We start from the raw sequence: 20697 nt of genomic DNA on the forward strand, positions 1-20697 counted from the left end.
ATGATTTATTTTTGCAAAACCATATAAAAATAACATGAGAATTCAAATACTATTTTTTGGAATTACAACGGATTTAACTGGAGAAAATTCAATTACTTTTGAATTAACTTCTGATAGCTCTGTGGGGATATTAAAAGTGGCGTTAAAAGATAGGTTTCCTAATTTAAAATACTTACATCAATTTGCCATAGCAGTAAATGAAGAATATGCTGAAGACAATTTAATTCTTTATGAAAATGATGTTGTAGCTATAATTCCACCTGTAAGTGGTGGTTAATTTCTGAAGTATTTTTTATCTATATAAAAAGTACCAAAAGGAATAATAGATGCTGCTAAAACTGCAATAAACGTTTTAGATTTCCACTCTAATTGATATTTTAAAACTATTGCTAAAATAACATAACCAATAAAAAGTATGCCATGAGGCATTCCTAAAATTTTCACATAAGAATCTATGCCGGCCAAATATTTAATTGGAGTTGCAATGAACAGCAACAATAAATAAGACACTCCTTCTAACACACTTACAATTCTAAATGTTTTCTTCATTAAACTAATTTTAAATTACAATCGGGCAAAAGTACACTTTTGATTTCTTAACTTTGTGAACGTTATCTTAAAAAATGGAAAATAAAACTTCAATAAAAATTACTTCTTCAACTTTAAATCTGCAAGATTGCTACAATTTTGTACAAGATGCTTCTTGTGGCGGCATTGCTTTGTTTGTTGGCACTGTTAGAAATGCTACTCAAAATAAAGAAGTAACTCTATTAGATTTTAGCGGTTACGAACCAATGGCGATAAAAGAAATGCAAAAAATTGCAGATACTGCTTTGGTAAAATTTGCAATTCATAAAATTGCAATTCATCATGCGGTAGGCGAATTAATGATTGGTGATATTCCTGTAATTATTGCGGTTTCATCAGCGCATAGAAAAGCAGCTTTTGAAGCTTGTGAATTTGCTATTGATACATTAAAAGAATCTGTTCCTATTTGGAAAAAAGAACATTTTGAAGATGGTGAGGTTTGGGTGAATTCGCATCCATAAATTAAAACTTTTCTATTCCTTCAAATAAGCTAAAAACGGATAATTGAGGATATTTATTTTTTAATTTACTTGTTATATCGTAACTCAAAATTCCCTTATTACAAACTATAACATAATACTTTTTAAAATCTGGTATAAAAGTATCTACCTCAAACTTTTTATGCGGAATCTTTTGATGTACATTAAACGGAATAACACTTTCAAGATTATTTACAACACTTACAATTTGAATATTAGAATCAGTTAATCTTTTCTTTAATTCTGAAGATGAAATTAACAAAGAACTATCCTGTGTTGTGCAATGTGCATCTAAATAATTAGAATTTCTAAATATATCTTTAAAAATTAGGGATTTGTTTTTCTTTAATTTAATTTTTAACTGACTGTTTTCTAAAGTATTATATATCAACAATTGATTTGTCAGTAGTTTTCCAGTTTTGGTAATTAATTTAACAACTTCATTTACTTGAAATAAAGCAATAATACCAACAATTGGATTTAAAGTTCCTGCTTCTTCACAATTAGGAATATCAGTAGCAATTTCCGGAAAAGCATCTCTTAAATTAGTTGTATAATCACCATCACCATTTAACACATTAAACGTTGCAACATAACCATCAAACTTATATAAAGAACCATAAACTAGCGGCTTCTTTTTAAGTACACATGCATCATTTATTAAGTATTTTATCTGCAAATTATCGGTTCCATCAACAATTATATCATACTTAGCAATTAGTTCTAAAACAGAATTTTTATTGATGGCTTTGTTGGTGTAGGTAACTTTTGTAAACGGCGCTCTTTTTTCAATTTCTTTGGCTAAAATTTCCACTTTTGGCTGATGAATATCTTTAACTCTAAAAAAAACCTGACGATGTAAATTAGAAACAGAAACAGTATCAAAATCAACCAAATGCAATTCACCAATACCACTTGTGGCTAAATATATTGCAATGGGACTTCCTAAACCGCCACAACCAATTACTAAAACTTTGGCTTTTTGCAACAATTCTTGTCCAGCCAAACCAATTTCAGATAATGTAGTTTGCCTTTTAAAATATGCTTCTTTATTAAAGTCCATTACTTAATAATTTACGTTTCCCATTTTCATTTAAATAATACTTTTCATTGTTTATTAAAAAGAAGTTATTTAACTCTTTAAGATACGCAAAAAATTGTACATCTCCAAAACCATACACGGTATTTTCATTTTGCCAAAAAAGTAATTTTTGAACTATTTCCGTCGAAGTTAACGCTTCAGAAGCAACTATTTGAAGCATTTTATTTTCAATTTCATTGAAGCCGTTTTCTTGTGGAAACCTTTTTAAATGTTGATTTATTGCCGCTTGTAAATAGGTGAATTTTCCAATTTTACTAAAGTTAAATTCTGATAGATTTTTATAATTATTTTCAACAAATAATTTCCAAGCCTGATCTGCAAATAATAATTTATGTTTCGTTAGCTTTACTCTATTTTTATAAAGTTCAACATATTCTTCTGAAGAAAAGTCACTTAATGAATGTAACTTGGTTTTTCCTTTAACCCTTCCTGTGCAAACTAAATTATAGGTAACATCCTTTCGGTAATTCTGCAACAAAAAAGAACATAAAGCCAGCATGTTTACCTGGCAAAACAAATCGTATTCAAACCACAATACAATTTCATCGTAAATCGTTAAATCTTCAGTTTTTAATATTTCTTTTATGGTTTTATCAAAATATTCTAATTTTCCAACACCAAAATATTTTTCAAAAAAAGCATAGCGTTGTTTCCAAAAATCATCACTGGCAACTTGCTCTAATATTGGACCTTCGCAAAACATTTCTCTATAAATAACAATTTCACCTTTTATTCCTGATTTTTGAAATATTGGCAAAATTGCATCACCGTTAAGTACGTGAATTGAATTATTCATTTATTTCTTTAAATGCGTATTTAAAATCTTCAGGGGTATTAATATTTCTTATAAAACTATCATCAATTTCAACAATTTCAACATCAGAATTTATCAATACTTTACGTGGACAAGAATAACCTTGCGCTAAATAATTTAACAACAAAGTATAACTTTTAGGCTCCCAAATGGTAATTAAAGGTTCTGGAAACTGCGCGTTTTTCCCTTTAATTGTTGTGGCAATTTTTGATGGATTTCTATGTTTCAACAACAACTGAATAACTTCATCATTTACAAATGGCAAATCGGTTGCCAACACCAACCATGCAACATCTGGGTTTTCTTGAAAAGCAGAACAAATTGCGCCAAACGGGCCTAAACCAATAAATTTATCGGTAATTTTATTTTCATTTGAAATTTCTTGTTCTTCTCTAACCGATAAATAGGTTTTTAAATGATACTTTTCTAATAATTCTATAGTAACATCGCGCTGATTTTTACCATAAAATTGAAGCGTTCCTTTATCGGTTCCCATTCTGGTACTTTTTCCTCCAGCTAACACCAAACCTTGAATTGGAGCTATTTTTTGCTTGATAAGATTCTCAATATGAGTTGATATTTTATCAATTTCATCAATAGAATAACAGATTAAATTTTTAATTTGAGGATTATGTTCTTCTAAAAAAGAGAAGTATTTTGAATCATTTGTTAATTTTATAACAAACTGTATATTTGTTAACTGATCTAACCTTTTTAAAACCGAAGCCTCTTTATCATTGTCTAAAATCAACACTTGTTTAGCGCCTTCATAATGATTACCATTGATAAATAAAAAATCGTACTGTGAAAACTGAATGCGTTGATTGAATTTATTTACCGTTGAATTTACCTCATATTTTGCAGTACCTTTATGGTGATAAACAAACTTTTCGAAGGCTTTAGATTCAACAGCATCATTATGTGAAGCATCCAAATAAGCCATTTTATACTTGGTTAAATTTTGCGCAACTTGTTGTACTAAATTAGCTATTACATCACATTTTGTACCTACTATTGAAATTTCATTTGTCGCAAAATTATCGTTATCTCTTAATTTAAGTTTTGCGTGTTTTTGATGTTTACCCATTTTTAATGTCGCTTTTACCTCCAAATTTTTCAACCAATTTCACTTCTTTAATCACCATTTTTTGCGAAATGGCTTTACACATATCATACACTGTTAATGCAGCAATATTTGCACCTGTTAACGCTTCCATTTCAACTCCGGTTTTCCCTTCAATTGCAACCGTGCAAAGTATTTCAATATGCTCTTTATCAGTAATTTCAATATCAATATCAACACCATTTATAAGTAATGGATGACACATTGGAATTAATTCTGAAGTTTTTTTAACCGCCTGAATACCAGCTATAATAGCCGTTTGAAAAACCGGTCCCTTTTTAGTAATTAATTCATCATTATTAAAATGGGAAATAATTGCTGAACCTAAAAACATAGTAGCTTTTGCTGTTGCTTGTCTTTTGGTAACTTTTTTATCACCAACATTCACCATTTTTGGCTGATTCTTTTTATTAATATGGCTAAAGTTATCTTCCATAAATATAGGATTTTTAATGAAGTTCAGAACTATGTTTTATCTGAATTTAATAATTGGGAAAATCGTTCCTTTTGTAAAATTAGCGCTATCATCTGGCAATTCCAAAAAAGCATCTGCCTGCGTTAAATTTGCTAAATCACCTGAACCTTTTCCTGCTATTGGTGTTGCAATAATTTCCCCTCCCTTTAGATCTAATTTTACTTGTAAAAAATAGGTTAAATTAGGTTTAAAATAGAAGTCTTCTGATAAAATTGCTTCATTTATAGGCATTTCTAAATTAACCGATTTATAATACCAAGGATAAAAATATTTTAAACAACTCACAAAAGTTGACACTGGATTTCCCGGAAAAGCGAAAACTGTTTTATGTTGCTTTTTCCCAAACCAAAATGGTTTCCCCGGACGTTGTTTTACTTGATGAAATAATTTTTCCACACCTAAATTATTCAAAACTTCAGGAATAAAATCGAATTTTCCTTTTGAAACTGCACCACTAAAAAGCAATACATCATACTCCTTTAAAAAGCCCTTAATTGTTGATGTTAGTGTTTCTTTATCATCTAAAATATGAGCGGTATCCGACTTAATATGCAGCTTTTCTAATAAGGAAGCCAATGCATACACATTACTTCTTCTTATCTGATGTTCCGCTGGAATTTGATCAACTTCAACCAACTCATTTCCTGTTGAAACAATCATAACTTTTGGTTGTTTAGCAACTTTAATTGTGGCTTTTCCAACCGTTGCAAACACGCTAATTTCAGCTGCAGAAATTAAGGTGTCTTTGGGAATTAAAACATCGTGTTGCTTTCTGTCCAATCCTTTTAAATGCACATTTTGAAATTCCTTTACAGCATCTAAATCAACAGTTGCACTATTATTTTCTATAGTTAATAATTCATATTGAATTACAACATCAGTATTTTTTGGTAATACAGCACCTGTCATAGCCTCAATACAATTCTCAGTGTTTTTTAATGATAACTGTGGACTTCCAGCGGCCTGAATTCCTTCAATTTTAAAGGAGCGAATTCCTTTATTAAAAGCTGTTGATGAAATAGCAATTCCATCCATACTAACTCTGTTAAATGGCGGAAAATCTCTATCTGCAACAATATTTTCTTTTAAAATTCTACCTGAAGATTGTAAAAAATCAATCTCTTCAACCCCAAAATCTTCAGAGTTTTTTAAAATAATATCAAGAGCTTCTTTGACTGTTGTTAATTCCATTTTAATTACTTTTTATGGCACTAAAAAATGCATTTAATTTTTGTGAATCTAATTTCCCATTAGTTCTAACTCCGCTGCATACATCTAATCCAAAAGAGCCAACTTGTTCAATTGCAGTTTTGGCATTTAAAGGATTTAATCCTCCTGCTAAAAACACTGGAATATTTACGCTATTTACAATTTGTTTACTAATTTCCCAGTTATGCACTCTACCAGTTCCTCCTAATTCTTTAGTGGCTAAATTTGGGTTTCCGCTATCTAATAAAATGATATCAACTTTTGAAGAAATTTCAATAGCCTCTTCAATAGATTTTTCATTTAGTACATGTAAAACCTGAACAATTTTTACGTTTGGAAGTTCCTCTTTTAATTGCGCATGAGTTCCTTCAGTTAATGCATCAACCAATTGAATAGTAGTAGTTTTTACTTTTGAATGGTGTTTTAGAATTTCATCAACCTTAGTTTCACTAGTTAACAAAAAAGTTTCAATATGTTTTGGGACAGAAAGTGCTATTTCGGCTATTAATTCATCTGATATTATTCCAGGTCCACTTGGCATATTCCCAACCAAACCAACCGCTGAAGCTCCTGCACTAATTGCCAAATTTGCTTCTTGAATACTGCTTATACAACAAATTTTTATATGAGTTTTATTCATTATCCGCCAATTGTAGACATACTTTCGGAAACATCGTTTCCTCTATTTGCTTCTGCAATAAAACCGTTTTCCGGTTTGTGATGTACAGTTTTTATAAATAATTCTTTTAACTCATCATCACTTGCACCATTTCTTATAAAATCGCGTACATTAAAAACGCCACCATCAAACAAACAATTTTTAAACATTCCGGTTGCTGTAATTCTAATTCTATTACAATCGTTGCAAATGGTTCTTGTAAACGCTGGAATTATACCAAAAGTTCCTTTATAACTTGGAATTCTATAGTTTTTTGAAGTTGAAGATTTTTTTGACACAACCGATTCAACAGTTGAATATTGATTTTTTATATGATTGATAATTTTATTGAAATCCCAAAGTTCTTCCATATCTCTTTGTCCTTTTCCATTAAAAGGCATTTCTTCAATAAAACGAACTGCAATGTCCTTATCTTTAGAAAGCTCAACAAAATCAATAATTTCATCAGTATTAAAACCAGACTGTACAACTACATTTAGTTTTAATTTGAGATTACTTTTTTCTAATTTTTCAAAAGTATCAAACACATTTTCAAAAACATCTCTACGTGTTATTGTTGCGAACTTTTCTTTATGTAAACTATCAATACTTAAATTAATAGCATTTATGTTCAATGCTTCTAACTTATCTATATAGTTTGATATTAATGCGCCGTTTGTGGTAATGTTAATTTCATCTAATTTATCATTAAAGGAAAGCGATTCTAAAAAGCTAACAAAATCTTTTCTTACAAAAGGTTCTCCACCAGTTAAACGAACTTTATTTACGCCCAACTCAGAAAGAACGCGGGTAATTCTATACATTTCTTTGTATGAAAGTAGTTCTTTTCTATCAACAATATCAATTCCATGAGCAGGCATACAATATTGGCATCGCAAATTACACCGATCAGTAACCGCTAAACGTAAATATGAAATTTTCCTACCAAATTTATCTCTTAACTCCATTAATTGAGCGATATTTTGTTTCTTCCCAATACTATAACTTCTTCCTTTTCCAATTTTTTTAATACTCTAGAAATTGCTTCTCTAGATACTTTTAAATCTCTGGCAATGTCGAAATGCTTTCTGTTAATTGTAGCGTCATTATAAATTAAACTTGCATTCTCTAAATATTTTAACAGTCTAAACTCTAGGCTTTCAAAAGCAATATCATTAATTTTTTCTATTAAAAATGAAGTTTGCTGAACGTTTAATTTATTATAAAAAGATCTCCAAGAGCTATATTTCACAAACCACGAATTTACGGTTTTTGTTGGAACTGCAATGTACGTAATTGCACACTCTGCTTTAAGTCTAATTTCACTATTTTTACATTCCAATGAGTAAGTTATGGCTATTGCACTTGTTTGTTTCGCCGTTAAATAATGCAAAAATATTCCATTTCCTTTACCATCTCTGCGCATTACTTTTACAACACCTGAAATTACAAAAGGAATAAGTTCAATTTCGCGACGAATTTCAAGAATAATTTTATCGGGTTCTGCCTTTTTTAAAACGCCATAATTACACATTTCTTGTCGCAGATTCTCTTCTAAGAACGAAAATTTTTCAGCAACAATTTCATTAATCTTCATCAAAACAAGTAATTAATGAGGTAATTTATCCTTTAAAAGTCCATATAAGAACGCTCCTAAAGTAGCTCCAAAAATTACAACTAAAATAGAAACAACTCCTTTTCCAACTAAAACAAACATTGGTCCTGGACATGCTCCCGCTAAAGCCCAACCCAAACCAAATAAAGTACCTCCTAATAAATTTCTATACAAACCCACTTTTTTAGGAGTAATATGAATTTCGTTTCCTTCAAATGTTTTTACCATTTTCTTTTTAAATAGAAACATACTTATCATTCCCAAAAGTACTGCCGAACCAATTATTCCATACATATGAAACGATTGAAATTTAAACATTTCGTATATTCTATACCACGAAATAATTTCTGCCTTGCTCATTACTATTCCAAAAAGAATACCTACTAAAAAAAATTTAATGTATTTCATACTGTTTTCTTTTTAAAATAATAATGGTAAAATAAACCACGTCATTACTAAACCTCCAATAAAAAATCCGATTACTGAAATTAATGATGGTAATTCTAAGTTGCTTAATCCAACAATTGCGTGTCCGGAAGTGCAACCGCCAGCCCAACGCGCTCCAAAGCCAACCATAATACCTGCAATAATTAAGATTAAAAATCCTTTTAATGATAGCATTGTATCAATACTGAAAATTTCATCCGGCAAATATGTAGTTCCTGCATTTAGAATTCCAATATCAGCTAAGTCTTGAACCGTTTGAGGATTAATTGCAACTGCTTCTGTAGAAGAAGATAACCAGTATGTAGAAATAAAACCACCTGCAATTGCACCAAGTACAAATATTAAATTCCAGGTATTTTCTTTCCAATCAATTTTAAAATAGTCAACAAATTTACCAGCTCCTCCAATAGAACAAAGTGTTTCTAAATTTGATGAAACACCAAAACGTTCACCAAAATAAAAAAGCAAAAACATGACTAATGCAATAACGGGACCTGCTATATACCAAGCCCAAGGTTGAGTAATAAATTCCATAATTTATTTAATTAGTTAGTTTTATAAAAGTATTCTATAAATTATGTTGCTATGTAACTTTTGTTACATTAGTTAAAACTCAAGTATTTCAATTTTGTTTCTATTCAGTTTTATTTTCCCCTCATTTTCCAGTTGTTTTAACAATCTAGAAATTACAACTCGAGAAGTATGCATATCATAAGCAATGTCTTGATGTGTTGTATTTAATGAAGTTTCTCGCATAATTTGAGCTTTATCTTTCAAGTATTTATACAAACGCTCATCCATACGCATAAACGCCAGCGTATCAATAGTTTCCATCATTTCATTTAAACGAATATTATAACTATCAATTACAAAATTTCTCCAAGATTTGTATTTTACTAACCATTCATCTAATTTTTCTTTTGGTAAAAAAATGATTTCAGATTCCTTTTCAGCAATTGCTCTAATTCCACATTTACCATTAGAGATAGCGCTTGCAAACGAACTTGCACAAGTATCACCTCGTTCTAAAAAGTACAATAATATTTCTTCACCTTTTTTATCTTCTCGTACAATTTTAATTGCGCCATCTAATAATAAAGGTACTCCTTTCATTTTATCACCTAAATCAACCAGTAACTCATTTTCACGTAGTTTTTTATATACACCAACCTGCTCAATTTCGTCTAATAATTCTTTTTCAAAAACAAATGAATAATAGTTGTCTAATTTTTCTCTTATCATTTTAAATAATTTAAAATTTTGTTAGTAGCTCCAGTGTTTTTCACAACAAAATCAAGAGCTTTTTTTCCTGCTTCTATTTTTTTACCATTTGGCAATAAAAATTCGTCTAAAAGTACGGATAATTTTTGAGAATTATCCACTACAAAACAAGCTTCATTTTTCACCAACTCAACAGCTTCATTAAATTTATAATAATTTGGACCTATAATTATTGGGACCCCAAAAGTTGCAGGCTCCAAAACATTATGAACTCCAGATTTTGTATATCCACCTCCAACATAAGCAACATCTGCATAACTATAAATTTTAGTTAACACACCAACAGTGTCAATTATAAAAACCTGAAATTCTTGAAGGTTTTTATCTTCTTTTTCAGAAAATAACACAGTTTTTTTTGAAATTTCACTCTTTAAGTCTGCTATATCTTGATGGGTAATGTTATGAGGTGCAATTATAAACTTTTCTTCTGCTGAAGCTTTGTTATTTATATAATCTAACAATAAATCTTCATCTTCTTTCCAAGTGCTTCCAGCAACTAACGTATGTGTATTATTCTTGAATTCAGCTATAAAATCTAATTGATTATTTTGTTTGGTAATTTCAAAAACTCGGTCAAAACGAGTATCACCACTTACAGTAACATTCGTAAAATTGATTGACTTGAGCAATACTTCTGAGTTTTGATCTTGCACAAAAAAATGAGAAAATGTTTGTAATGATTTAATCATCCAACCACCATACCATTTAAAAAATGATTGATTTTTTCTAAATATTCCAGAAACAAGAATTGTTTTTATTTTTCTCTTTTGAAGTTCTTTTAAATAATTTGGCCAAAATTCATATTTTACAAAAATGGCCAATTCAGGATTTACAATATCAAGAAAATTCTTTACATTTTTCTCCATATCTAAAGGTAAATAACACACCACATCAGCACCATCATAATTTTTACGAACCTCATAACCCGATGGTGAAAAAAAAGTAAGTACAATTTTTATTGAAGGATAAAGTTGTTTTAATTTTTCGATAATTGGTCTTCCTTGTTCAAATTCACCTAATGATGCACAATGTATCCAAATAACTTTATCTGTTTTCAAAATTGCAGCTTTCAGTTTTGTAAACACATTTTTGCGCCCATCAATAAAAAGTTCTATTTTTTTATTAAAAATCGCAATAAATTTTAGCCCAAAGCTAACCCCAGAAATAACTATGTTATATAATTTATACATAAAAAATCAAAGTTACAAAATAAGTGCATAAAAAAACTCCTAAACCATAAAAGTAAAGGAGTTTTTAAATCAATAAAAATCTATGTATTAAACCTCAAAAGGTTCTATAGAAACATAAGACTTGTTGTCTTTTCTTTTTTGGAATTTAACCACACCGTCCACTTTTGCGTGTAAAGTATGATCTTTTCCCATATATACGTTATCACCAGGATGGTGTGTAGTTCCTCTTTGACGGATTAAAATGTTTCCTGCAATTGCAGCTTGTCCACCAAATATTTTTACTCCTAGTCGTTTCGATTCTGATTCTCTACCGTTCTTCGAACTACCTACTCCTTTTTTATGTGCCATGATGTTATGGTTTTAAAATTGTAAATATTAGTTAGTTAATGCTTCAATTAATTCAGCTTTCTTCAAAGAAGTGTATCCTGAAATACCTTTTTCTTTAGCTAACTCTTTTAATTCAGCTACAGTCATTGAGCTTAAGTCATCAGAAGCTGCCGCTGGAGCTTCAACCTCTTTTGCTTTTGGTGCTGCTTTTTGAGCTGGTGCTTTTTTAACTGCACCACTTGCTGCAATACCTTCAATTTGAATTTCAGTAAAAGATTGTCTGTGACCATTTTTTACTTTATATCCTTTTCTACGTTTCTTTTTGAAAACGATAACTTTATCACCTTTTAAGTGACCTAAGATTTTTGCCGTTACTTCGGCTCCTTCTATAGCTGGGGCGCCAACTGTTACTGTACCTCCGTTTTCTAAAAGAAGAACTTTATCAAAAGATACTTTAGATCCTTCTTCTCCTTGTAAGCGGTGTACGTAAACCTTTTGGTCTTTTGCTACTTTAAACTGCTGCCCTGCTATCTCTACAATTGCATACATAAGCTTTATTTTATATTCGCTTTATTAATTATTTAATTCGCCTAAAACTTTAGGCGGGTGCAAATATAATTCTTTTTTCTTTTTTGACAAAACATATTTTAAAGAATACTCTCACATTAAGTATTTTAACTATTTCTATCTTAATTTTCAGTTAATTTTTTGTTTAAAACTAAGATAACCCAAAAAACTTTAATATTTTTGAAGCTATGGATTTTGCTATGAATAATGCCCATAAATTTTTATTTCAAGTTAAAAACTGTAACAAGTTTAACCTTTCAGCGACAAATTTCGCGATACTATTTAATTTAATTAAACAATTATAAACTATGAGAAAAATTTATTTAATAAGTTTTTTAACACTACTTGCAAGTGCTGCTATAATGGCGCAACAAGTAGAATTTGAAGAATACGATTTAAGTAACGGCTTGCACGTTATTTTACATCAGGACAACTCAGCTCCTGTTGTAACAACCTCTGTGATGTACCATGTTGGCGCAAAAGATGAAGTAACTGGAAGAACTGGGTTTGCACATTTTTTTGAGCATTTATTATTTGAAGGAACTGAAAATATTCCAAAAGGAGAGTTTTTTAAAATAGTTTCTGCGAATGGAGGAAGCAATAATGCAAATACCACTCAAGACAGAACTTATTACTACGAGACTTTCCCTTCAAACAATTTAGAATTAGGATTATGGTTAGAATCTGAACGCATGTTACACCCGGTTATTAATCAGGATGGCGTTGATACACAGAATGAAGTTGTAAAAGAAGAAAAAAGAGCAAGAATTGATAATGCTCCTTATGGTAAAATTATTTACAGAACAGGAATTAATCAACACATATTTAAAAAACATCCATACAAAAACTCTGTAATAGGAAGTATGGAAGATTTAGACGCTGCTCAGTTAGAAGAATTTAGAGCTTTTCATAAAAAGTTTTATGCACCAAACAATGCAGTATTAGTTGTAGCCGGTGATTTTGAAAAAGCTGCTGCTAAAAAAATGATTCAAGATTATTTTGGTGATATTCCTGCAGGAAACCCAGTTGAAAGAGTTAGCATTGTTGAAGATGCTGTTGAAGCTAAAAAAGTAACTGAATACGATTCAAATATTCAACTTCCTATAAAATTATTCATTTTTAGAACACCTTCAAGTAAAGATAAAGATGCGTATGCTTTAGATATGGTTTCTTCAATTTTAACTAGCGGAAAAAGCTCTAGAATGTATAAAAAATTGGTTGAAGAGAAAAAAGCATTACAAGTATTAGCTTTTAATGATTCTCAAGAAGACTATGGAACTTATATTATGGGTGCGCTTCCTATGGGTGAAACTTCTTTAGATGATTTAGCAGTTGAAATGGAAAATGAAATTACAAAACTTCAAACAGAATTAATTTCAGAAAAAGAATACCAAAAATTACAAAACCAGTTCGAAAACAATTTTGTAAACTCAAATTCTGGTGTTGAAAATATTGCAGGAACGCTTGCAGCTAACTATATGTTAAAAGGTAATACTAAATTAATAAACGATGAAATTAATATTTATCGTTCAATAACTAGAGAAGACATTAAACGTGTTGCTAACGAACTTTTAAATGCAAACAACCGCGTTGAAATGGATTACCTAAAAGCAAAAAGCGAATAATTATAAAGATGAGAAAACAAATGAAAACAAAAATAACAACATTAATTGCATTGTTTCTTCTTTCTTTAGGAATAAATGCGCAAATAGATAGAACAAAACAACCAGTTGCCGGTCCTGCTCCAAAAATTAATTTAGGAAAACCGCAAACTTTTGAACTTAAAAACGGATTAAAAGTACTTGTGGTTGAAAACCATAAATTACCAAAAGTAACTGCAAGTTTAATATTAGATAACGGTCCTGTTTTTGAAGGTGACAAAGCTGGTTTAACTAGCATTGCTGGTGGAATGATGGGGAACGGAACAACAAACATGTCAAAAGATGTATTTGTTGAAGAAATTGATTTTTTAGGAGCTTCTTTAAATATTGGAAGCCAAAGTGCCAATTTCAATACATTATCAAAGTATTTCCCTCGTATTTTTGAATTAATGGCAGATGCTGTTCAAAATCCATTATTTACGGCTGAAGAGTTTGAAAAACAACAAGCACAATTAATTGAAGGAATAAAATCTGGAGAAAATAGTGTTGCTGAAATTGCTGGAAAAGTAGAAGGTGCTTTAGTATATGGTAAAAATCATCCATATGGAGAGTTTGCAACTGAAACAACTGCAAAAAATGTAACTATTGATGATGTTAAAAACTTTTACGCAACATATTTTAAACCAAATAATGGTTACTTAGTAATTATTGGCGATGTTAACTTTAAAGATGTTAAAAAACTGGTGACTTCAAAATTAGGAAAATGGGGTAAAGGAACGCTTCCAACTTATACAATTCCTGAAGTAAAAAATGTTGCAACAACAGAAATCAATTTTGTAGATATGCCTAATGCTGTTCAATCTAGTATTGCAGTTGTAAATACGGTAGATTTAAAAATGAGCAATCCAGATTATTTTCCACTTTTATTAGCCAACAAAATTTTTGGTGGTGGTGGAGAAGGTCGTTTATTCTTAAACTTACGTGAAGATAAAGGTTATACTTACGGAGCTTATTCAAGAATTGGTAACGACGAAAGAACTGCTGCTACATTTAAATCATCTGCTTCTGTTAGAAATATGGTTACAGATAGTTCAGTAGTTGAATTTATTAAAGAAATTAAAACTTTTAGAAACACTAAAGTGTCTGAAGAAGAACTTAAAAATGCAAAAGCAGCATACATTGGAAATTTTGTAATGGCTTTAGAAAGAACCTCTACAGCTGCTAGTTATGCTTTAAATATTGCTACTAAAAACTTATCATCAGATTTTTACGAAACGTATTTGCAAAAAATAAATGCTGTTACAGTTGATGATATTCAACGTGTTGCTCAAAAATATTTTAGTGCAGATAATGCAAGAGTTGTTATAGTTGGAAAAGCTTTAGACGTATTGCCAAATTTAGAGAAGTTACCTTATAAAATTAATTATTTTGATAAAGAGGCTAACCCATCTTCTAAACCAGAAATGACAAAACCAATTCCTGCAGGAGTCACTAAAATTTCTGTAATTAATAATTATTTTAATGCTATTGGTGGTGCAGATAAAATTAAAGCTTTAAAAAGTACTTTAGTTACTTATGAAGCTACAGCCATGGGAAGCACTATTCAATCAACTGAAAAAAGAACAGCAACACACTACGCTAATGAAACAAGCATGGGTGGAAATGTACTTGCTAAAGTTGTTATTAGTGATGCTGGTGTTTTTATGAACAAACAACCATTACCTGCTCCAATGGCTAGTGAAATGACTAATACTTTAGGGACCTTTTTAGAAATGGGACTTTTAAATAATGAAAAGTCTATTTTAACAGGAATTGAACCTTTAGATGGTAAAGACGCCTACGTAATTTCTACAAAAGGAGAAATTGTATCAACTGCCATTTATTTTGATGTTGCAACAGGTTTAAAAGTAAAAGAAGCTCAAACAGTTTCAATGGGTGGCCAAACTCAAAGTCAAGAAGCTACTTTTTCTGATTATAAAGATTTTAACGGTGTTAAATTTCCAGCAGTAAAAAGCGGAAGTTTAGGACCTCAAAAAGTAGAGTTTAAATTAATTGATGCTAAAGTTAACGAAGGTGTGACTGACGCAGATTTTCAATAAATAATATTGTTTAAATACCGAAAGGCGACTTAAGAAATTGAGTCGCTTTTTTTATTTTGTTTTATTTACCAAATACACACCAAAAATTATAATTCCTCCTGCTAGTATTTGAACTGCTGAAATTCTTTCACCATCAAAAATTCCCCACAAAATTGCTACAATTGGAATTAAATAGGTTACAGATGAAGAGTACACTGGCGTAGATATTTTTATTAAATGATTGTATAATATTTTAGCTAAACCAGTTCCAAAAACTGCTAAAATAGCAATATATAGTAATGACATTGCACTGGTTTCATTAACTTCAAAAGTTGAAAATATACCCGTAAAATATAATATAACAACCGCTGGAATCATTAAAATCATAAAATTTCCAACCGCAATACTAATTGCATCTAAATCTTGTAAATGTTTTTTTATAATATTTAAGTTAAAGGCATAACAAATTGTTGCAATTAAAACCAACCCAGCGTAGGAGTAATCTTGCGAAGGATTTATTTCAGCTCCTTTTAAAATTAAAATTAAAGTTCCTGCCAAACCAATTAACACTCCAAAAAACTGTCTTCTTGTAAAACTAAAACCAAAAATCAACGATCCAAATAATAAGGTGTTTAAAGGCGTTAGTGAATTTAAAATTGAGGCAATTGAACTATCAATATGTTTTACCGCAAAGGCAAACAAAAAAACAGGAATAAAGCTACCTATTACACCATTTAAAAACAAATAGTACCACTGGCTCCTATTAATTTTAAAAACACGTTTAAAACCAATTAAAAATAGAAATATCGCAGTAATTAATATTCTTAATGCACCAACTTGAACTGGTGTAAGGCTTATTAATGCTTTTTTCATTAAAATAAATGAACTTCCCCAAACTAACGAAAGAATTACTAAAAAAATCCATTTTTGTTTATGTTGCTCCATTTTAAAAATAAAACAACAAAAATCGTATAATTATTCGGAAATGAATGTATTAGTTTATAAATTCGTTCTTTTAATATTAGTATACTTTAATTATGAAAAATTTAATTTTCCTTTTTGTATTTATTTTAAGCTTTATTTCTTGCACTCAAGACAAAAAAAAACCAACTCAAGAAAATAACTCAACAGAAAAAACAACTATTGCCGCCGTGTATGAAACTTATGAAATGGACATAGAAGGCATGACCTGTGAGATTGGATGCGCACGCACCATTGAATCAAAATTATCAAAAACAAAAGGTGTTGCTTATTCAAAAGTAGATTTTGAAAGTAAAAAAGGAGTGTTTACCATAGATACAAACATATTGAATGAACAAAAAGTTAAAGAAAAAATTGATGGTATTGCTGGCGGAGACCTATATTTTGTTGTGAAATCAAAAAAAATTAACAAAATTTTAAAATAATTTAAAAATAATTTGTGCATATCAATAATTTTGTCGTTAATTTGCACCACAAATAAAAATCAATCGAAAATGAAACAAATTAAATTTTTAATCGCAGTTGCATTAGTTAGTGTATTTGCGTTTTCTTGTAAAGAAGCTCCAAAAGAAGAAGCTGTAGAAGAAGTAGTAGTTGAAGAAGCTGCTCCTGTTGTAGAAGAAGTAGAAGTTGCTGTTGATACAACTGCAGCTGCTGTTGAAGAAGTTGTTGTTGAAGAAGTAAAATAATTCTTTTTACAAAACAAAATAAAAAAGAGCTTCAAATTTGAAGCTCTTTTTTTTATGCCCTTTTGTTTCTTAAAGAATAATACAGAAATAACAAACTCATAAAAAACAACAAGCCTACCAATTGGTGACTAACACCATAAAACAGCGGTATCTTACCTTTTACATTCATAACAGTTAAAATTCCTAAAGTTACCTGCACTAACACAAGAACAACTGTTAAATTCAACCATTTTTTTGATGCTTTTTCAACTTTTTTATGTAACTTAAAAAACATAAAAAACACACAGATTACTAATATATAAGCCAACATTCTATGTGTAAATTGTATAAGCGCCGGAGCAAATAAATAACTATCATAATTAATCATATTACCCCAATTCCAATGTTCACCATCCAATAAAACACTTGGAATAAATTCTCCATTCATACTTGGCCAAGTAGGGTAATAAAGCCCTGCTCTCATTCCAGAAATAATTCCAGCAATTACTAATTGAAAAAAAGTTAAAATTAATACCCAAAGAACTATTTTTTTTGATTTTACTTTTTTCAAACTTTTAAACGCATACACATCGGCCAAAGTTTTAACCATTGCTGCAATAACCAAAACAGCAAATATGAAATGAATAGTGAGCTTATAAGCATTCACCCAAGGCCGATCTACTAAACCACTTTTTACCATTATCCAACCTGCTGATGCAGTTAGTATAGTTAACAAAACCACCAATCCAAGTCGTTTTATTAAATAAGAGTCTATTTTTTTTGTGAAAACAAAAATTAAAAACGGGATTAAAAATATAAATCCTAATGCTCTCACCCAAAATCGATGAAAATACTCCCAGAAATATATAAATTTAAATTCTTGAATGGTAAATGTTGAATTTATTTTATGAAACTGAGGTGTTTCTTTATATAATTCAAATTCTTGAACCCATTCTGTTTCATTTAACGGCGGAACAACCCCAGTAATTACATCCCATTTTGTTATGGACAATCCAGAGCCTGTTAACCTAGTTATACCTCCTAATATTACTTGGCCAATTAACATTATTAATCCAATCAATAGCCAAGCTCTAATTATTTTTGAATATTTGTACGTTTTGTATTTCATTTTTTCCACTCTATTGTTTCAACTAAATGAATTATATCTTTCTCAATATATTTTACTGCAGGCAATATAGAATCATAGTTTGGTTTCACGTAAAAATATAGCGCACCTGCTAACACATTATTTACGCTATCTGTAACTCTAAATTGAATATTAGTTGCAACATCTCCTTCCACTGAATACATTTTTCCATACACTTTTTTATCAAAATTTTCATAAGGAATTGCGTTAATTGCATCTGCTTTTACGGTATGCTTAAAAGTTAGTTTTTCTACCTCTGCAAGTATTTCATTTATGTTGTTATCCACCTTTCTGTAGGTAATATGAATTGTTGCTTTTAAATGAGGGTACTCAATAGTTAACCAACAATTATCTTTTACATGTGTAGTTGCTAAATTTGAAATTTCAAAAGAATAAGGGCAATTAAAATTATGTTTAACATATGTTGGCTCAGGATATTTTAGTGTTAAATAAGGTTTTGGTTTCGGAATAGTTTCGTTGCCACAAGACTGCATAACCATAATTATTAAAAACAAAACAATATTTTTTTTCATACCAAATTAAGCGTCTCTTTTAATAGTTACTTTCACTTGTTTAATTCTTTTTTTATCCATTAATTCAATTTTAAATGAATAATTATTGAATTTTATTATTTGATTTTTTCTTGGGAATTTTCCATAAATTTCTAAAATAAAACCAGCAATTGTTTCCGCCTCTCCTCTTTCCTCTTCAAACATCTCAGAATCATCAGACTCAATAACTTTATAAAAATCTTTTAAGTTTGTTTTGCCCTCAAACAAAAACGTGTTTTCATTTATTTTAGTGTAAAATAAATCATCATCATCATATTCATCATTTATATCTCCAACAATTTCTTCAATAACATCTTCTAAAGTAATAATACCGCTTGTACCACCATATTCATCTACCACAATTGCTAAATGGCTTTTCATTTCCTGAAACTCATTCAATAAATCGTCTAACTTTTTATTTTCTGGAATAAAATAAGGTTCCCTAATTAACTTTTGCCAATTAAAGTTTTTCTTATTTAAATGTGGTAATAAATCTTTTGCATATAAAACCCCAATAATATCATCCATATTTTCACCATAAACAGGGTTTCTTGAAAATCCTTTTGAAACAATTTTTGAAATTACATCTTCATATTCTTCATCACGTGCAATAGCAAAAATATCCATTCTTGGAGTCATAATCTGACTTGTTTCTGTGTTTCCAAAATTTACAATGCCTTGTAATATTTTGTGTTCATCTTTTGAAGTAGCATCATTTGAAGTAATTTCTAATGCCTGAGATAATTTTTCAACAGATAAATTTGATTGTTTTTTACGTAATTTATTTTCAATAATATTAGTTAAGTTTAATAATGGAATGCTTATAAATGAAAGTAACACATTTAATATTTTCACTGGAATTACCATAAAAATTGCAAATTTTAAAGAATTACGGGTTGCATAAATTTTTGGTAAAACTTCGCCAAATAACAATATTAAAAAAGTTACAAGAACAACTTCAATTAAAAATTTAATAATTTCTGAACTAATTTTAGTAAAAACACTTTCGCCTATATAGGCAAATATTAATACAATTAAAATATTAATAAAATTATTTGAAATAAGAATAGTAGCTAATAGTTTTTTAGGATTTTCTAATAGTTGAGCTACCATTTTTTTACTACTAGAATTAGAATCTGCAGCTTCATTTAATGTAGTTCTAGATAATGAGAAAAATGCAACTTCAGCACCTGATATTAATGCCGATAATGTTAACAATAAAAACAAAGCAACAACTCCTAGTGTTAACCAAATGTTTGGGTTTTGCATTAAAAATAGAAACGTGGGTTCTGGGTCCAAATTATTTAAAAATTAAATTAAACTTAGAAAGGCAAATCATCATCTTCAACATTAGAATCAACTTGTTCAGGCTTGTTTGCTGCTGAAATTTTAGATGCTTCCTGATGTGGGGGAGCATTTAAATCATTTTTTGTTGTTAAAAACGTCATATCTACCACATGAATTTCAGTTGAATATCTTTTTACACCATCTTCGCCTTCCCATTGACGAGATTTTATTCTTCCTTCAACATATACTTTATCACCTTTACTAAGGTATTTTTCACAAATTTCGGCCAATTTATTTCTAACTACAATATTATGCCATTCTGTTGTGGTAACTTTTTCTCCAGTTTGCTTATTCGTATAGGTTTCATTTGTTGCTATTGGAAAACGGCCAATTGAATTTCCACCTTCAAAATAATGCATTTTAACCTCATCACCAAGGTGACCAATAAGTATTACTTTATTTACAGTTCCTGCCATTTTAAGTAGATTTTCAGTGAATTACAAAAGTAC

At 29.8% G+C, this 20697-nt stretch carries 26 protein-coding genes; 6 read left to right on the plus strand and 20 right to left on the minus strand.

What is annotated here, in order from left to right:
* Positions 1–34 precede the first annotated feature (34 nt).
* Positions 35–277: a MoaD/ThiS family protein gene (locus JEY78_RS02780; protein WP_291846593.1), complete on the plus strand. Its 243-nt coding sequence runs from the start codon at positions 35–37 to the stop codon at positions 275–277.
* Here JEY78_RS02780 and JEY78_RS02785 read toward each other — a convergent pair.
* The gene (locus tag JEY78_RS02785; RefSeq protein ID WP_291846595.1) at positions 274–549 is read right to left on the minus strand and encodes a DUF3817 domain-containing protein; all 276 of its coding nucleotides are present in this window, start codon (positions 547–549) and stop codon (positions 274–276) included. The genes JEY78_RS02780 and JEY78_RS02785 overlap by 4 nt on opposite strands.
* Before the next feature lie 74 nt (positions 550–623).
* On the opposite strand from JEY78_RS02785, the gene JEY78_RS02790 reads away from it, so the two are divergent.
* Positions 624–1049, plus strand: a complete 426-nt coding sequence (locus JEY78_RS02790; RefSeq protein ID WP_291846596.1) for a molybdenum cofactor biosynthesis protein MoaE — start codon at positions 624–626, stop codon at positions 1047–1049.
* A gap of 1 nt (position 1050) precedes the next feature.
* Here the strand turns inward: JEY78_RS02790 and JEY78_RS02795 are convergent, their stop codons facing one another.
* From JEY78_RS02795 to rplU, 14 genes are all read right to left on the minus strand, one after another.
* A complete protein-coding gene (locus tag JEY78_RS02795; RefSeq protein ID WP_291846598.1) occupies positions 1051–2130 on the minus strand; it encodes a HesA/MoeB/ThiF family protein in 1080 nt (359 codons plus the stop codon).
* The gene (locus JEY78_RS02800) at positions 2120–2965 is read right to left on the minus strand and encodes a DUF1835 domain-containing protein (protein WP_291846599.1); all 846 of its coding nucleotides are present in this window, start codon (positions 2963–2965) and stop codon (positions 2120–2122) included. The genes JEY78_RS02795 and JEY78_RS02800 overlap by 11 nt, the downstream gene beginning before the upstream one ends.
* Entirely contained in the window at positions 2958–4070 is a 1113-nt protein-coding gene (locus tag JEY78_RS02805) for an NTP transferase domain-containing protein (RefSeq protein WP_291846600.1), read from the minus strand. The genes JEY78_RS02800 and JEY78_RS02805 overlap by 8 nt, the downstream gene beginning before the upstream one ends.
* Positions 4063–4542: a cyclic pyranopterin monophosphate synthase MoaC gene (gene moaC, locus JEY78_RS02810; protein ID WP_291846601.1), complete on the minus strand. Its 480-nt coding sequence runs from the start codon at positions 4540–4542 to the stop codon at positions 4063–4065. Before moaC ends, JEY78_RS02805 begins: the two co-directional genes overlap by 8 nt.
* Positions 4543–4578: 36 nt before the next feature.
* Entirely contained in the window at positions 4579–5772 is a 1194-nt protein-coding gene (locus tag JEY78_RS02815) for a molybdopterin molybdotransferase MoeA (protein WP_291846603.1), read from the minus strand.
* A 1-nt stretch (position 5773) separates the two neighbouring features.
* Positions 5774–6430: a phosphoribosylanthranilate isomerase gene (locus JEY78_RS02820; RefSeq protein ID WP_291846604.1), complete on the minus strand. Its 657-nt coding sequence runs from the start codon at positions 6428–6430 to the stop codon at positions 5774–5776.
* On the minus strand, positions 6430–7416 hold the full coding sequence (gene moaA, locus JEY78_RS02825; RefSeq protein WP_291846605.1) for a GTP 3',8-cyclase MoaA: 987 nt from the start codon (positions 7414–7416) through the stop codon (positions 6430–6432). Before moaA ends, JEY78_RS02820 begins: the two co-directional genes overlap by 1 nt.
* Entirely contained in the window at positions 7416–8045 is a 630-nt protein-coding gene (locus tag JEY78_RS02830; protein WP_291846607.1) for a Crp/Fnr family transcriptional regulator, read from the minus strand. The genes moaA and JEY78_RS02830 overlap by 1 nt, the downstream gene beginning before the upstream one ends.
* A gap of 12 nt (positions 8046–8057) precedes the next feature.
* Positions 8058–8471: a DUF6691 family protein gene (locus JEY78_RS02835; RefSeq protein ID WP_291846608.1), complete on the minus strand. Its 414-nt coding sequence runs from the start codon at positions 8469–8471 to the stop codon at positions 8058–8060.
* 12 nt (positions 8472–8483) lie between these two features.
* The gene (locus JEY78_RS02840; protein ID WP_291846609.1) at positions 8484–9044 is read right to left on the minus strand and encodes a YeeE/YedE thiosulfate transporter family protein; all 561 of its coding nucleotides are present in this window, start codon (positions 9042–9044) and stop codon (positions 8484–8486) included.
* 72 nt (positions 9045–9116) lie between these two features.
* Positions 9117–9752: a Crp/Fnr family transcriptional regulator gene (locus tag JEY78_RS02845; protein ID WP_291846611.1), complete on the minus strand. Its 636-nt coding sequence runs from the start codon at positions 9750–9752 to the stop codon at positions 9117–9119.
* Complete coding sequence (locus JEY78_RS02850) at positions 9749–10849, minus strand: 3-deoxy-D-manno-octulosonic acid transferase (RefSeq protein WP_367158761.1); 1101 nt, start codon at positions 10847–10849, stop codon at positions 9749–9751. Before JEY78_RS02850 ends, JEY78_RS02845 begins: the two co-directional genes overlap by 4 nt.
* Positions 10850–11068: 219 nt before the next feature.
* Complete coding sequence (rpmA, locus tag JEY78_RS02855; RefSeq protein WP_291846614.1) at positions 11069–11329, minus strand: 50S ribosomal protein L27; 261 nt, start codon at positions 11327–11329, stop codon at positions 11069–11071.
* A gap of 27 nt (positions 11330–11356) precedes the next feature.
* A complete protein-coding gene (gene rplU, locus JEY78_RS02860) occupies positions 11357–11857 on the minus strand; it encodes a 50S ribosomal protein L21 (RefSeq protein WP_291846616.1) in 501 nt (166 codons plus the stop codon).
* 326 nt (positions 11858–12183) lie between these two features.
* Here rplU and JEY78_RS02865 point away from each other — a divergent pair, with 326 nt between their 5' ends.
* On the plus strand, positions 12184–13500 hold the full coding sequence (locus JEY78_RS02865) for a pitrilysin family protein (RefSeq protein WP_291846617.1): 1317 nt from the start codon (positions 12184–12186) through the stop codon (positions 13498–13500).
* Between the two features lie 20 nt (positions 13501–13520).
* Entirely contained in the window at positions 13521–15575 is a 2055-nt protein-coding gene (locus JEY78_RS02870; RefSeq protein ID WP_291846619.1) for a pitrilysin family protein, read from the plus strand.
* A 51-nt stretch (positions 15576–15626) separates the two neighbouring features.
* Here the strand turns inward: JEY78_RS02870 and JEY78_RS02875 are convergent, their stop codons facing one another.
* Positions 15627–16499: an EamA family transporter gene (locus tag JEY78_RS02875; RefSeq protein WP_291846621.1), complete on the minus strand. Its 873-nt coding sequence runs from the start codon at positions 16497–16499 to the stop codon at positions 15627–15629.
* Positions 16500–16591: 92 nt separating this feature from the next.
* On the opposite strand from JEY78_RS02875, the gene JEY78_RS02880 reads away from it, so the two are divergent.
* Together JEY78_RS02880 and JEY78_RS02885 are read left to right on the plus strand one after the other, a co-directional pair.
* Positions 16592–16960 (plus strand): heavy metal-associated domain-containing protein, encoded by a 369-nt coding sequence (locus JEY78_RS02880; RefSeq protein WP_291846623.1) that lies wholly within the window; start codon positions 16592–16594, stop codon positions 16958–16960.
* 69 nt (positions 16961–17029) lie between these two features.
* Entirely contained in the window at positions 17030–17224 is a 195-nt protein-coding gene (locus JEY78_RS02885) for a hypothetical protein (RefSeq protein ID WP_291846625.1), read from the plus strand.
* A 52-nt stretch (positions 17225–17276) separates the two neighbouring features.
* On the opposite strand, the gene JEY78_RS02890 is transcribed toward JEY78_RS02885, so the two are convergent.
* The 4 genes from JEY78_RS02890 to JEY78_RS02905 are packed head-to-tail and all read right to left on the minus strand — an operon-like array spanning position 17277 to position 20664.
* Positions 17277–18332, minus strand: a complete 1056-nt coding sequence (locus tag JEY78_RS02890) for a COX15/CtaA family protein (RefSeq protein ID WP_291846627.1) — start codon at positions 18330–18332, stop codon at positions 17277–17279.
* Entirely contained in the window at positions 18329–18883 is a 555-nt protein-coding gene (gene gldD / locus JEY78_RS02895) for a gliding motility lipoprotein GldD (protein ID WP_291846629.1), read from the minus strand. The genes JEY78_RS02890 and gldD overlap by 4 nt, the downstream gene beginning before the upstream one ends.
* A 6-nt stretch (positions 18884–18889) precedes the next feature.
* Positions 18890–20200: a gliding motility-associated protein GldE gene (gene gldE / locus JEY78_RS02900; protein WP_291846631.1), complete on the minus strand. Its 1311-nt coding sequence runs from the start codon at positions 20198–20200 to the stop codon at positions 18890–18892.
* A 23-nt stretch (positions 20201–20223) separates the two neighbouring features.
* A complete protein-coding gene (locus tag JEY78_RS02905) occupies positions 20224–20664 on the minus strand; it encodes a single-stranded DNA-binding protein (protein ID WP_291846633.1) in 441 nt (146 codons plus the stop codon).
* Positions 20665–20697: the final 33 nt, after the last annotated feature.

Origin of the sequence: Lutibacter sp. (genome assembly GCF_016342705.1) — a bacterium.
GTDB lineage: Bacteria > Bacteroidota > Bacteroidia > Flavobacteriales > Flavobacteriaceae > Lutibacter.